This is a genomic window from Flavobacterium sp. ACAM 123 (genome assembly GCF_000264055.1).
Classification (GTDB): domain Bacteria; phylum Bacteroidota; class Bacteroidia; order Flavobacteriales; family Flavobacteriaceae; genus Flavobacterium.
In genome coordinates this window covers 1-14,809 of record NZ_AJXL01000093.1, presented here as the reverse complement: position 1 = coordinate 14,809, position 14,809 = coordinate 1, and the positions used below count along the sequence as shown (strand labels likewise).

10 protein-coding genes are annotated in these 14,809 nt (G+C 35.1%); 8 read left to right on the top strand and 2 right to left on the bottom strand.

Going from position 1 to position 14,809, the window contains the following annotated elements; all coding sequences use genetic code 11:
• Positions 1-510 precede the first annotated feature (510 nt).
• Complete coding sequence (locus tag A3SG_RS21330; protein ID WP_083832469.1) at positions 511-651, top strand: ribosome recycling factor; 141 nt, start codon at positions 511-513, stop codon at positions 649-651.
• A 149-nt stretch (positions 652-800) separates the two neighbouring features.
• Positions 801-3,299, top strand: a complete 2,499-nt coding sequence (locus tag A3SG_RS0114430; protein WP_016990719.1) for a DUF5686 family protein — start codon at positions 801-803, stop codon at positions 3,297-3,299.
• Here A3SG_RS0114430 and A3SG_RS0114425 read toward each other — a convergent pair.
• Entirely contained in the window at positions 3,296-3,625 is a 330-nt protein-coding gene (locus A3SG_RS0114425; RefSeq protein ID WP_016990718.1) for a DMT family transporter, read from the bottom strand. The genes A3SG_RS0114430 and A3SG_RS0114425 overlap by 4 nt on opposite strands.
• Before the next feature lie 3 nt (positions 3,626-3,628).
• A complete protein-coding gene (locus A3SG_RS0114420) occupies positions 3,629-5,905 on the bottom strand; it encodes a cation:proton antiporter (protein WP_016990717.1) in 2,277 nt (758 codons plus the stop codon).
• A 205-nt stretch (positions 5,906-6,110) separates the two neighbouring features.
• On the opposite strand from A3SG_RS0114420, the gene A3SG_RS0114415 reads away from it, so the two are divergent.
• From A3SG_RS0114415 to rpoN, 6 genes are all read left to right on the top strand, one after another.
• Positions 6,111-8,522: an efflux RND transporter permease subunit gene (locus A3SG_RS0114415; protein WP_016990716.1), complete on the top strand. Its 2,412-nt coding sequence runs from the start codon at positions 6,111-6,113 to the stop codon at positions 8,520-8,522.
• Positions 8,523-8,880: 358 nt separating this feature from the next.
• Positions 8,881-9,726, top strand: coding sequence for a mechanosensitive ion channel family protein (locus A3SG_RS0114410; protein WP_016990715.1), 846 nt, complete (start codon positions 8,881-8,883; stop codon positions 9,724-9,726).
• Positions 9,727-11,074: 1,348 nt separating this feature from the next.
• A complete protein-coding gene (asnS, locus tag A3SG_RS0114400; RefSeq protein ID WP_016990713.1) occupies positions 11,075-12,511 on the top strand; it encodes an asparagine--tRNA ligase in 1,437 nt (478 codons plus the stop codon).
• Between the two features lie 127 nt (positions 12,512-12,638).
• Positions 12,639-12,812 carry a GxxExxY protein gene (locus A3SG_RS22750; RefSeq protein WP_016990712.1) on the top strand — a complete coding sequence of 58 codons (174 nt, stop codon included), beginning with the start codon at positions 12,639-12,641 and terminating at the stop codon, positions 12,810-12,812.
• A gap of 29 nt (positions 12,813-12,841) precedes the next feature.
• Positions 12,842-13,033, top strand: a complete 192-nt coding sequence (locus A3SG_RS23155; RefSeq protein ID WP_198008527.1) for a GxxExxY protein — start codon at positions 12,842-12,844, stop codon at positions 13,031-13,033.
• Positions 13,034-13,141: 108 nt separating this feature from the next.
• Positions 13,142-14,608, top strand: a complete 1,467-nt coding sequence (gene rpoN, locus A3SG_RS0114390) for an RNA polymerase factor sigma-54 (RefSeq protein WP_016990711.1) — start codon at positions 13,142-13,144, stop codon at positions 14,606-14,608.
• Positions 14,609-14,809 lie beyond the last annotated feature (201 nt).

The following is a 14,809-nucleotide window of genomic DNA, read 5'->3' as shown; positions in this document are numbered from 1 at the left end:
ATTATTGCAAATTAAAAAGCAACTATCAAAATGATAGCTATCTGTTTTTTCACCCAAAGAAGTAGCTAAATATTTTGATGGTGCATATCATTGAAAAAGTGTTTTTTGCCTTTAACTAAAGTCACTTTTTTTACTTTTTATCAATGAGACAATACAGCATTAGTTGGCTAGCAAGACCCCTACGGCATAGGTGGTGGTGCTAATGCAGATTATGAAGTATTTGCACTTGAACAACTTTTAAATACTGACCAAAAACTATGGTGGGACAATCCGCGCTATCGGGTTTTAGAGAACTAATTAGAGGTTGTTTTATTAGAATTATTTTGATATTCTTTGCGGGCACGGATTGCAAATCCGCGCTATCGGGTACTCAATTATAATAAGAGATTAATTCATGAAAATCTGACCTGGCGGCTCCTGTATATCAACGGAACGAATAGAGGTGTTTTATACCATACCTACAAAATAAGAGAGCGAAAATAAAATTATGAATGACGCTAGCATAAAGGAATTATATACGCACGTAGAGATGCCACCACTAACATCAAAAAGTTAGAAAAATACGGAACTTCAGAGGATCTCTGTAAAAATGCCGAAGACGAAGTACAAAACCTTACCAATAGCTTTATCAAAAAAGTACATGAACCTTAACTGGATAAAGAAGCAGAAATCATGGAGGTGCAAACTCTAATAAAATACAAATTTAAAATCCGTCTTATCCTTATGACAAGACGGATTTTTTATTACTATTTTTGCCATAACAAACCAAGATTCTTTTCGTTTTGAAACAAACAGTAGTTATGAGGCCTTTTTTTTTGCTATTTTTCTTTTTTACTTTATCAATTCAGGCTCAATTTCAGGTAAACGGAATTATAAAAGAATCAACCGCAAACAAGCCGCTTGCTTTTGCTACCATCACCTCTACTGATGGCGAGACTACGATTTCAGATGTGGATGGGAAATTTAGTATTTCCTCAAAAAACAGCATTCCCTCCTTTGACGTTTCCTACGTGGGATATTTTAAAACTACAGTTCCCGTACTAAAAGAACAAAATTATTACACCGTTTTCCTGCTGCCCAAAAGGGATGACTTACAAGAAGTTTTTATTTCGAATAAAAACCCTGCCTTAGCCATCATAAGTAAGGTGATTGAAAATAAAAACAAAAACAATCCCCAAGTAAGACTAAAAACGTTTGAATTCAAGTCCTATAACAAACTAATTGTTTCTGCTAATCCTGACTCGATAAAAGGAGCTATTGATTCCGTTTTTATTAAAAAATCTATTGGAAGGACCTTCTCTAAAATCGACTCTTCCGATTATAAATTCAAAGAGATTATAAGCAAGCAACATTTATTTCAAACAGAGAAAGTCTCGCAATATCAGTTTGGAAACCAGAAATTAAAAGAAACGATTTTAGGAACAAAAATGGCCGGTTTTAAACAACCTATTTATGAGATTTTAGCTTTCAACCTACAATCTTTTTCAGTCTACGATTCCAGCTACGAACTTTTTGAAACAAAATACAACAGTCCAATTGCCAATGATGCCCCACGAGACTATAATTATAAATTACTGGACACTATCGCTATAAATGATAGAATGTCTTATATGATTTACTTTAAGAATAAAAAGAAAAGTAAGGCTTCAGGACTGGAAGGTGTACTGTATGTAGACCAAAATAATTTTGCTGTTTCAAAGGCAATTATGCGTATAAAAGGGGTTCTTGATATCAGTGGTATTCATGAGTTTGAATATATTCCTCAAGAGGAAATTTGGTTCCCCATCCGTAAAACCTTTAAAATCATAAAAGGAAAAAATGACGATGATATCAAAATTCTCGGTGGTACGATTCAATTTGATGGTGATGTTGAAAAAGATTTCCAAACTAGAAAAAAAACACCTTCGGATATTACTTATCTATTGTCGATAACCGATAATTTTGATATCCAATATAATACTCCAATCAAAATAAAGCAAAGCTATATTTCTGTCGAAATAAAAGAGAATGCCATTAACAAATCAGAACATTTTTGGGATTCCTACAGGAGGGATAGTTTAGACATTCGAAGTCAAAAGACCTATTTAGCATTGGATAGTATCGCAATTAAAAGAAGAATTGCAAGCCGAATTCGTTTCGGCAGAAAAATTATCAACGGGTTTTTACCTTTGGGCTTTTTTGATATGGACTTACGTAAAATCATAAGCTATAATAACTATGAAGGATTTAGATTGGGTTTTGGAGGTATTACAAATGATCGGTTTTTAAAAAATTTCAGAATTGAAGGGTATTCCGCTTATGGTACAAAAGATGGAAATTTTAAATATAATTTAGGGATGTCCACACGTGTGGGTAAATTTTCTGATTCCTGGATTGGCGCATTCTACACCGATGATGTCAGTGAGATTGCCAATACGTTATATGACGTCGAAAAAAAGCCCTTTAAGATCTACGATCCAAGACCTATAAACATTAGCACCTTTTATAACTATGTGAGTTGGAAAGCCTCTTTGAAAACCCAAATCATTCCTAAAATAGAAAGTATTTGGACGCTCGATCGCTCTGAAATCGAACCCAAGTTCAACTACGTCTATAATTTAAATGGTAAATTATACTCGAATTATATCATGACAACGGCCATGGTTTCCTTACAATGGAATCCTTTTAGTGATTATATGCAAACACCAACCGGTAGAGTTGAAGTAGAAAAAGGATATCCAAAATTTACTTTTCAATTTACACAATCAGTCCCAAAAGTATTGGATAATGATTTTGAATTCAGCAAAATAGATTTTAAAACGGAATTTGAGAAAAAATATTTAAATGGTCAAAAAACAAATTTACTTTTCGAAGCAGGTTATGCCATAGGTGATATCCCGTTAACCCATTTGTACAATACTTCGCCAAATAATATTACAAAAGAGTCCATTGTTCAAAGAATAACCTTTGCAGGAAAAAATAGTTTTGAAACGATGTACTTTAACGAATTTTTCTCGACTGAGTTCCTGTTTTTCCAATTTAAACATGGCTTCCACAGGGTTACTATTTTCAAAAAAGTCAAACCATCCTTAGTTTTAGTATCCAGAATGGCATGGGGAAATTTGCAAAAACCAGAACAGCACGTAGGATTAAATTATAAAACACTAAATGAAGGCTATTTTGAATCTGGAATAGAACTCAATCAAATTTTTAAAGGATTGGGTCTTACTGCATTTTACCGTTATGGCCCCAATCAATTGTCTCAATTTGAAGACAACATTGCCATAAAGCTAAGCTATGTTCTCAATCTGGGACTTTAGTTACTCGAGACAAACTTCAATCCAATAATAGAACTAATTAAAGTCGTCAAAAAGAAAATCCTCCAAAAAGTAGCTGGTTCTTTAAACACGATAATACCCACTATAACAGTCCCTACAGCTCCTATACCAGTCCAAACCGCATAAGCGGTACCTATGGGCAATTCTTGACTCGCCTTATACAGCAGCAACATACTTAGACTTAGACATACTATAAAACCCAACATCCAATAGGTAGATTCGACTCCTTTTGTTTCGTTGGCTTTGCCTAAACAAGAAGCAAAACCCACCTCGAACAATCCACCTATGATCAATAAAATCCAACTCATACATTACGGTTTAATAATTAAAACAGAGGGAACTCCCGCTATCCATTGCATATCTAAATCCAAAAGAGTTTTCCAACTCTCAAGACTAATCAGCATTAAATCTTGTTTTGAAAGAAACTCGTCGGTAACTATTTTATCCTCTAGCATCCCAATGTTTACAGGATACTTCTCTTCCAGCGAATTTACGGCACTTTGAACAACAAAATTAGTATTTACATGTCCGTTTACATCTAAAACCGTGATTTTAGAATTATTGTTGTAAATTAATTTTTGGGCATAATCAATTAAAAAAGAATCATCTGATTTGAAAATCGGTATAAAAACACGATCTATCTCTTGAAATTCTTTATCTATGAGTATCCCTAAAGGCATTTTTGTTTTGGCAACAATTTGTCGAGTTCTTTCATCAAAAGGAGAGTTTTCAAACAAGCCTTCTTTACCTGTAAATTTGTCAATCAATCGGTCCGGATTAATAATCCTAGTGGTAAAACCAATTACTTTACCAAGAATCGTCCCTTCAAAAATAGATTTCCCTAAACCCACTAGCAACAAGTCATAATCGCCTTGGTTTGCCACATCTGCAATCTCCGACTCTATATCAATAGTTGCTTTAAAAATGGTCTCAATTTCTATATTCAAAACCTCTGATTCTTCAAAAATAGGAAAGAAACTGTCTTTTTCTTTATCATCCATATTGAAAGAGTGCAGTTCATTGCTAAGGGAAAGATGCATCGCTGTTACAATAGAGCTACTTTTTTGCTTTTTGGTCAGGCTATTCGCTAATCGCAGTAGAGATTTCCCCTTCTCGTTGTTACCAAATGAAAATAGTATTCTGTACTTACTGTGATTCGTTATCTCTTCGGCATCCGGTACAACCCTGTTTTTAAATAAATAATTAATTAGGTCTAAAGCGGGTCCGGTCATAAAAGTCGTAACCAGTGCCATAATCACCATCATGGTAAATACTTCGGGAGTCAGAACCTTGAGCTCTAACCCTATATTTAGTACAATCAATTCCATTAACCCCCTGGTATTCATCAAGGCACCAATAGTCAAACTATCTTTCCAGTTTTGTCCGACAAATTTTGCAGCCAATGCACTTCCAAAGAATTTACCAACAACAGCAACCATAATAATCGCTCCGGTCACTTTCCATAAATACGGATCATTGATAAGACCAATTTCTGTTTTCAATCCTGTGAACACAAAAAACAGAGGCAACAAGAGAATCACCGCCACATCTTCTACTTTTTCGATAAATATCATTCGGAATTTAGAAATATCAGGCATAATAGAACCCATCATAAAAGCCCCAAAAAGAGCATGAATACCAATTACTTCTGTAGCATAAGAAGAAAGAATCAGAAAAAGAAAGAAAATAGCCAAAACCGGTTTTCCAATACTATTTTTAGAACCATACAAATCGCCTATTCTTTTCAAAAAAGGTTTGACGATAAAAATCATTACTAGAACATAAATTGCAGCAAGCGAAATAACATACAGCGAACTGATAAAATCTCCCGCTTTTACTATTGCGATTACCACTGCTAAGAGGCACCAAGCCGTAATATCATCCGCAGCAGCGCAAGTAATTACTATAGCTCCAAGCTTCGTTTTATGAATTTCCCTTTCCTGAACGATTCTTGCTAGAACCGGAAAGGCGGTTATGCTCATTGCAATTCCCATAAACAAACTGAAGGAAAGAAACTGAACGCCTACAGGCGCAAATCTGTTGAACACAAAATAAGACAAACCAATACCCAAGGCGAAAGGGATGATTATACTGGCATGACTTATTACAACCGCTTCACTAGCTTTGTTTTTAAGCACTTTAATGTCGAGCTCCATACCAATGACGAACATAAACAGAATGAGTCCTATCTGGCTAAGAAACTTTAAATTTCCTAAGGACTCAACAGGAAACAAAGCCGCAGAAAAACCAGGAAAATACATCCCTAATAAGGAGGGACCCAAAACAATCCCCGCTATAATTTCACCTATAACTGTTGGTTGTCCAATCTTCTTGAAAACCCAACCAAAGAGCCGAGCTACGAGAATAATCATAACAATTTGTGCCAAAAGTATTGCCAAGGGGTCATCAAAATTATGTTTCATGGAAGATATAAAATCATTCCACGAACCATTTCCCGTTTCTAAAATCATCAAGTTCTTTCTTCCTTCAAGCAGTTTTCCCTTTCTAATGATCCAATAAATTAATACCGTGAAACCACCCGTTACCGTCAAATAAAACAAAGTGTTTTTATATTTTTTTAAATCCATGGTCCAGTAGCGTATTACTTTTATAAATCACACAAAGATGTACAATTCTGTAATACGTTTTACAAGGCTAAAATTAATTTTTAAGTGAAGTTAAAAAACTAAAAAAAACAGCTAAAAACCAACTCTAAAATCGATAAAAAGATTACTATAAGTTGTATCATTTGTATTGGTATTCACTACATTTGCATCCATTTTTAATACACTTATGAAAAAGAAATTAAAGGTAGGGTTTTGGGAATTTATAGCCCATATCGTGCTTAAAAACAGAATCGCTATCCTTGGCGTTATCGTCCTCATAACGATTTTTTTGGCATTGCAATGGAAGAACATACAGTTTTCGTTTACGGAAGCTAATCTACTGCCAGACAACCATATCGTCAATAAAGAATACAATGCCTTTTTAGAAAAATTTGGAGAAGAGGGAAATTTAATTGTTATAGGAGTTAAAAACGAAGCTTTTTTTACGCCAAAAGCATTTGCTGCCTGGAATAAATTGATGAGCGAAATAAAGAGCCAAAAAGAAGTAGATTTAATCGTTTCAATAAGTGATTTGAAAAAATTGCAGAAAAATGATTCTCTACAAACTTTTGAATTAGTTCCGTTTGTTGACCAAAGCAAAGCGGGCACGAAGGCGTACCTCGACACTATCAAAAAAGACCTATTCCAAAACATGCCTTTTTATGAAGGCTTACTTTTCAACAAAAAAAACGGAACTATACGATCGGCTATTTATTTGGATAAAGAAATTGTCAATACAGCGCACCGTAAAGACTATATCGTAAATGACTTTATCCCAAAGATTGAAGCCTTTGAAAAGGAAACCGGTATTGATTTACGTGTTTCTGGAATGCCATACATCAGGACGCTCAATGCCATGAGTATCATGAATGAAATTAGTTTGTTCATTGGGGTTTCCCTACTGCTGACTTCGTTGATATTCTTTTTCTTCTTCCGTTCCTTAAGAGCTACATTAATAGCCATTTTAATTGTAATAATAGGTGTGATGTGGACCTTTGGACTACTTGGGTTATTCAATTACCAAATCACTGTACTTACCGCTGTAGTACCTACATTGGTTATCGTAATCGGAATTCCCAATTGCATTTTCCTGACCAATAAATACCAACAAGAATATGTTGCCCATGGAAATAAAGCCCGCGCATTACAGCGTGTAATTACAAAGGTAGGAACGGCTACCTTGATGACGAACTTAACCACAGCCGCTGGTTTTGCCACTTTTATCATTACCAATAGTGAGTTGTTGAAAGAATTTGGTATCATATCCTCACTGAGCATTGTTGCCCTATTCTTTTTATGTCTTATCATCATCCCTATTTATTACAGCTATCAACCAGTTCCTCAAGAAAAACACCTGAGACATTTGAGTCGTAATTATACGAAAGTATTTATGGCTTGGATTGAAAAAATGGTGAAATACAATAGAAGGCATGTCTATCTTGTGGCCATCTTTTTATTTTTAATCAGTACCATTGGTGCTTTAAAAATAAAAACATCAGGAAGTTTGATTGAAGACATGCCTAAAAACACTGGCTTTTATCAAGATATTCTTTTTTTCGAAAAAGAATTTGATGGAATTATGCCATTAGAAATTACGATTGATACCAAAAGAAAAAAAGGAGTAATGAAGCTCTCTACCTTGAGAAAGATGGATGAACTTCAAAAAACGATTGAGGAAGTACCCGAACTTTCAAAACCAATCTCCATCCTTAATTTAGTTAAATATTCTAAGCAAGCCTACTACAACGGTAATCCTGAATATTATGCACTACCCACGTCCCAGGAGCAAAGTTTTATTTTGGGTTACGCTAAAAATGCAACTAAAAATACCCAAAATAACATCATGAAAAGTTATGTGGACAGCACGGGTCAAGTGGCTCGTATTACGACTTTCATGAGAGATATCGGAACTGGTAACATGGCGACAATAGAAAATACGCTTTGGACCAAAATCAATAAAATTTTTCCGTCAGATCGCTATAAGGTGGTGATGACAGGGAAAGCATTGGTTTTCGAAAAAGGAACGAAGTACCTACTCGACAATTTACTGATGTCACTTCTTTTTGCGGTCTTTCTGATTTCTTTGTTAATGGTCTTCATGTTCCGATCCTTCAAAATGGTAGTCGTATCCTTAATTCCTAACCTCTTGCCACTCATGGTTACCGCAGGATTAATGGGTTATTTTGGAATTCCGCTAAAACCATCCACAATATTGGTCTTTAGTATTGCTTTCGGACTTTCAGTCGATGATACGATCCATTTCTTGGCACAATACCGACAAGAATTAACGCGGAATAACTGGAAAATTAAACGTTCTGTTTTTGCCACTATAAGAGAATCTGGACTCAGCATGTTCTACACCTCAGTGGTTTTATTTTCAGGTTTCTCTGTATTTATGCTTTCTGACTTTGGCGGTACCGTAGCCCTTGGTGGATTAATCGCCATTACATTGGCATTTGGAATGTTGTCTAACTTAATGCTATTGCCTTGTTTAGTTTTAACGCTAAATAAATCATTGGCAAACAAACAGGAATTCATCGAACCCAAAATTGATATTTTAAACAACCCTGATAAAGAAGCTGCCGATTCAAATAAATGATCAGCATACTTTTTATTAAAAAAATCTTGTAAAACTCAAAAGCTTCCCTCCTATGCAGACGGGAAGCTTTTTTTTATAGCCATAATTCGTGTTTATCATGAGTTTCTTTTTATAGTTGTATATTTGATAGTAATGACTAGACAACTGAAGCGAATTTCACTCCATATAGCAGATGTATAAATTTCGCTACATCAGATAAGTCCATGTTTAAGCGAACTGGGGACTTAAGTAACAAAGCAAACAAATTACAGTACATTTTAATGGTGTATTGCTAATGCTAAAAGTGGAGTCCAGTAACCACAAAAAAACGGGGCGAATTCGAAAAGCCTAATGAGTAGAAAAACAAAAAACAAAAATAATGAAACTACAAGCGACAGTTGTAAATAACTACCTTGAAAAGATAACAGATTTTGGTTTTAAATACGCACCTAAATTATTAGGCGGCATATTAGTGCTGTTAATTGGTTTATGGATTACTAACTTGATTACTAAAGGAGTTAAGAAATCATTAGAGAACTCAAAAATAGATCAGTCTCTTGTGCCTTTTTTAACAAGCATCACAAACATAATATTAAAAGTTTTATTAGCTATTACCGTCATGGGAATGGTAGGAATCGAGATGACATCATTTATTGCTATCATTGGTGCCGCCGGATTAGCAGTTGGACTAGCCTTATCAGGAACGCTTCAAAATTTTGCAGGGGGAATTATTATTTTAATATTAAAACCTTTTAAATTAGGAGATTTTATTGAAGCTCAAGGCTATTTAGGAACTGTAAAGGAGATTACCATTTTTTCTACTATGCTGAATACAACCGATAAGAAATTAATCATAATCCCGAATGGGCCACTCGCTACGGAAGCACTTACTAATTTTTCTACTGAAGCACTACGAAGAGTCGATTGGAAATTTGGTATCGCTTATGGTGATGATGTTGAGGATTTCAGAAAGGCGATTAATGATTTTATTACTGAAGATAGCCGGATTTTAAAGGACCCTGCTAACTTTATAGGTCTTTCTGAACTTGCGGGCAGCTCTGTTAATTTCACTGTTAGAGTATGGGTTGAAGCTCCAAACTATTGGGGCGTATTTTTCGATATGAATGAGAAAGTCTATACCCGTTTTGGAGATTATAACCTCAACATTCCATTTCCTCAAATGGACGTTCATGTTCAGAATAATAAAGAAGAAGAAAAAAAATAACACAATATTAATTGTGCAGTGTCATTTTCCTTTTTACTACAGTAACTTCCCGTTTGTAGAAATGGGGAGCTTTTTTTTATAGTAAAAATTAAGTTTTTCCTTACAAGTTGTTTTACAATTGGGTGTATGTGATGTGGTAGAAATGTAGTAGGCAGAAATTATTATTTAAACGAAAAAACGCAGTTCTACAATTAATTGAATTAGTGTCTATATACCAGAAAAACAGAACACGAATTTTGTCATTCCGACAGAGGAGGAGTCTCCACAAGTTTTTTATTACTTTAGCCTATGCAATTTCAAGAAGGTTATCCTACTTGTTACATTTATATCATCCGAAGCTGGCGCGAGCGTCTCGCTCGTGCCCACAAACAAAGGCCTCTCTGATATGTATTATCCAGCTTTAAAAGTGCTCATTCATTTTTAATTTATAAATCCTGATTTGCAGTTTCTTAATTCCCGGTTTGAGTAGCAATATTGAGGGGTTTCCTCTTCCGTCGGAATGACAAGATTGTGGTAAATATTATTTGTCTGCGGACTTTCTCATTCCGACGCAGAAGGACGAGAGGCTTTACCAAAACTAGCGAAGCCATCTTCCTACGCTGTTAATCTATAATTTTAAAGTAGCTTGGTCTTTTCAATTTCAAGAGACACTATTGAAGAAATTACTCCTCCGTCGGAATGACAAGATTGGGGTAAGTGTTGTTTGTCTGCGTACTTTCTCATTCTGACGGAGGAGGACAAGAGGCTCTGCCCAAACTGGCGAAGCCATCTTCACACACTTTTAACATCTAGCTTTCAAGCAACCTGGAGTTTTTAATTGTAGTAAATCATCAATATTGCTGAGTTCCCTCTTTCATAGGAATGACAAGATTGAGTGTAAATATTGTGTTTATTAATAGCTGGAATTAATCCTATTCTTCCCTACTCGCTTTTTTCCAGCTACCACAGCTGCGCAAATGTCTCCGACTTTGCGCCCACTCCAATTGACCTTTATGTCATCTTTATACAAATTACATTTTGGAAATGATCAAGACTTTTATTCTTACAAAAAAATAGCATTCGTACCCAAAACAAATCCTACTCCCAAAGATATCATTTACACTCACCATCTTTAAAAAAATAATATTGAAAATTCATAATTCCACTACCCGCTAGCCCAGATAGAAGCGGCATCCTTTTACTTTTTTTTTAAAAAAAAGTAAAAGATATAGCGGATAGCTGGAAATAGCTCCAAAAAAAACAACATTGTCGGCCTTGATTGCTTGCTTACTGCAATGACAATTAAAACAAATCATTTATATTTGCAGTTATAACACGAGTGAATTTTAAAATCAACCATACACATAAAATGAGACACACAAAAGTTAAAGACTTACTAAACAGTACTACGACGCTTCATGAAGTAAATGCAAAAGGATGGGTGAGAACTTTTAGAAACAATCAATTTATCGCTTTAAATGATGGTTCTACCATTAACAATATACAATGTGTTGTCGATTTTGAGAACACTCCTGATGAAACATTAAAAAGAATTACTACTGGCGCTGCTATTTCTGTAACCGGAACTTTGGTGGAAAGTAAAGGTGCCGGACAAAAGTTTGAAATTCAAGTTGCAAAACTGGAGATCCTTGGCGATTCAGATGCAGAAAAGTTCCCGATACAAACAAAGAACAAACCAAGTCTGGATTACTTGCGTGAAAATGCACATTTAAGAGTCCGTACGAATATGTTTGGCGCAATTATGCGTGTTCGTTCGGTATTATCATTTGCCGTTCACAGTTATTTCCAGGAAAAAGGATTTGTGTATGTAAATACACCGATCATCACAGGATCTGACGCTGAAGGTGCGGGTGAAATGTTTAAAGTTACGGCTTTACCATTTGACGGAACGCCAAGAACCGAAGATGGAAAAGTAAATTATAAAGAAGATTTCTTTGGAAAAGAAACGAACTTAACGGTTTCTGGACAATTAGAAGGAGAAACTTTTGCGATGGCTTTAGGTCAGATATATACTTTCGGACCTACATTTAGAGCCGAAAATTCAAATACATCTCGTCATCTAGCTGAATTCTGGATGATTGAACCAGAAGTGGCGTTCAATGATTTGAATGACAACATGGATCTTGCTGAAGATTTTATTCAGTATGTGATTAGATACACATTGGACAAATGTCAAGACGATTTGAAATTTCTTGAAACTCGTTTATTAGACGAAGAAAAATCAAAACCACAGGCGGAAAGAAGTGAAATGGCTTTGTTAGACAAGCTGAATTTTGTTTTAGAAAACAATTTTAAACGTGTATCTTATACCGAAGCAATTGACATCTTAAGAGATTGTACTCCTAATAAAAAGAAAAAATTCAACTATATCATTAACGAATGGGGTGCTGACTTACAATCAGAACACGAGCGTTACTTAGTGGAGAAACACTTTAAATGCCCCGTAATCTTATTTGACTACCCGGCAAATATCAAAGCATTCTACATGCGTTTGAATGAGGACGGAAAAACTGTTCGTGCAATGGATATCCTTTTTCCTGGAATTGGAGAAATCGTGGGAGGATCGCAAAGAGAAGAGCGTTTTGATGTTTTAATCGAAAAAATGAAAGCCTTGGGAATCGACGAAGAAGAATTATGGTGGTATCTAGATACACGAAGATTTGGTTCAGCAGTTCACTCCGGTTTCGGACTTGGATTTGAAAGATTGGTATTATTCGTAACAGGAATGACAAACATACGTGACGTAATTCCTTTTCCAAGAACACCATTGAACGCGGAATTTTAATTTTTACCTCAAAGTATTTTTTAAAATGTTTCGCCACGAAGACGCTAAGGCACTAAGAAAAATTAAAGATATTGTAATAAAAGTAATTTATAACTTGGCGCCTTTGCGTGTTAACGGCCATTGAAACATGATTAGTGAGAGAACCGAAGAGATTGCTAGAATAATTGTTAATTCGGCTTTCAAAGTTCATAAAGAACTTGGTTCGGGTTTATTGGAAAGAGTTTATGAAGTTTGCTTAGCACACGAAATAAGTACAGCGGGTCTTGAAATAAAAAGACAAATAGATATTCCTATCGTTTAGATGGTATTGAATTTAATGAAGGTTAACGACTGGATCTATTAGTTGAAGATAGTATTATCATTGAAGTAAAAGCAGTAGAGTTGGTAAACCCTGTTTGGGAGGCTCAAATCATAAGCCATCTGAAATTACTAAATAAAGATTTGGAGGTTTTGATTAATTTTAAGGTCCCACTAATAAAAAGTGGCATCAGAAGATTTATAAACACCAAAAAGAATTATTAAAAAAACACTTTGAGCCTTAGTGACAAAAATACGGTTTTCAAAGAAAATAAATAACACAAAACTTTGCGCCTTTGCGTCTTAGTGGCTGAAATAAATTAGTGTCTTATTATGCTAAAGCAATTTTTAAATTTAAAGTTATCCCAGAAATTATCTCCTCAGCAAATCCAGCTGATGAAGTTAATTCAATTGCCTACGCAAGCATTCGAACAACGTTTGTTAGAAGAAATGAATGAAAATCCCGCTTTGGAAGCAGGAAAGGAAGAAGACGAATACGAAAAAGACGAGTTTGAAAGCGAAGATTATGACGACTATGATGATTCTGAATCCGATAGAGTTGAAGCAGAAGACATTAATATCGACGAATACCTAGGCAGCGACGACACCCCTGATTATAAAACCCAAACGAACAATTACAGTGATGACGATGAGGAGCGTGAATCTCCATTAGCAGCACCCGTTAGTTTTCATCAGGACTTAATCAATCAGTTGAATACGTTTATCCTGAATGATGACGAACGAGATATTGCTGAATTTTTAGTGGGAAGTATCGACGACATGGGTTATATCCGCCGCAGTGTTGCTGATATTGTGGATGACATGGCATTTACGCAAGGACTTTACACTGACGAAGCTACCGTGGACAGAATGCTGCATGTTATCCACGAATTAGAACCGTCAGGTGTAGGCGCCCGTGATTTACAAGAATGTTTGTTGTTGCAATTAAAACACAAAACACCTTCTGAATCGGTAGAATTAGCTACTGACATTATCGAAAACCAATTTGATGCCTTTACAAAAAAGCATTACGAGAAACTAATCCAAAAATATAATGTTTCGAATGAGCAGCTTAAAAAAGCAATTCACGAAATAGAAAAACTCAACCCGAAGCCCGGTGGTGCTTTTACTGGAAATAACAAAATCACGGAAAATGTAGTTCCTGATTTTGCCATTAGAATAGTTGATAATGAACTAGAATTGACTTTAAACGGAAGAAATGCCCCTAGCCTGCATGTTTCTAAAGATTACAAGGAAATGATGCAAACGTATAAAGAATCGACTGATAAATCAGGTCCCCAAAAAGATGCTGTTCAATTTATCAAACAAAAACTAGATTCGGCTAAATGGTTTATAGACGCAATCAGACAACGTCAAGAAACGCTTTTTGTAACCATGAATGCGATTATGCACTATCAAGAAGAATTTTTTATTGATGGAGATGAAACTAAGTTAAGACCAATGATCCTTAAAGATATTGCTGATTTAGTAGGTCTTGATATTTCGACTATTTCCCGTGTAGCAAACAGCAAGTATGTTGAAACTCCTTACGGAACTAAACTGATTAAGGAATTCTTCTCAGAAGCGATGAAAAATGATCAGGGAGAAGATGTCTCGACTTTAGAAATTAAAAAAATTCTTCAAAATATTATTGAGGAAGAAGACAAGAAAAAACCATATCCAGACGATCAATTAGCTGAATTACTTAAAGAAAAAGGATATCCTATTGCTAGAAGAACTATAGCTAAATACAGAGAACAACTGGATATTCCTGTGGCTAGAATGAGGAAGAAAATTTAAGATCAGTTAGTGTCTTTATAGAACCATTAAGAATTTAAGAAAATTAAGGTAGTACTTAACCAACTTGAATTCTTGATGCTTTTTTTTAAATCAAGCAAGCTTTAGATTATAAACCTTCATAACACCCAGCTAAATGAGCAAGAAGATAATAAATCGCAAATAGTTTAAAAATATTTCTAGCTAAAAAACAAAAAACCTACT

Excerpts from the sequence above, each read along its gene's own strand:
- A3SG_RS0114410 (WP_016990715.1), top strand. The coding sequence starts at position 8,881 with ATGAAACTACAAGCGACAGTTGTAAATAACTACCTTGAAAAGATAACA.
- A3SG_RS0114415 (WP_016990716.1), top strand. The coding sequence starts at position 6,111 with ATGAAAAAGAAATTAAAGGTAGGGTTTTGGGAATTTATAGCCCATATC.
- asnS (WP_016990713.1), top strand. The coding sequence starts at position 11,075 with ATGAGACACACAAAAGTTAAAGACTTACTAAACAGTACTACGACGCTT.
- A3SG_RS22750 (WP_016990712.1), top strand. The coding sequence starts at position 12,639 with ATGATTAGTGAGAGAACCGAAGAGATTGCTAGAATAATTGTTAATTCG.
- A3SG_RS0114430 (WP_016990719.1), top strand. The coding sequence starts at position 801 with ATGAGGCCTTTTTTTTTGCTATTTTTCTTTTTTACTTTATCAATTCAG.
- rpoN (WP_016990711.1), top strand. The coding sequence starts at position 13,142 with ATGCTAAAGCAATTTTTAAATTTAAAGTTATCCCAGAAATTATCTCCT.
- A3SG_RS0114420 (WP_016990717.1), bottom strand. The coding sequence starts at position 5,905 with ATGGATTTAAAAAAATATAAAAACACTTTGTTTTATTTGACGGTAACG.
- A3SG_RS0114425 (WP_016990718.1), bottom strand. The coding sequence starts at position 3,625 with ATGAGTTGGATTTTATTGATCATAGGTGGATTGTTCGAGGTGGGTTTT.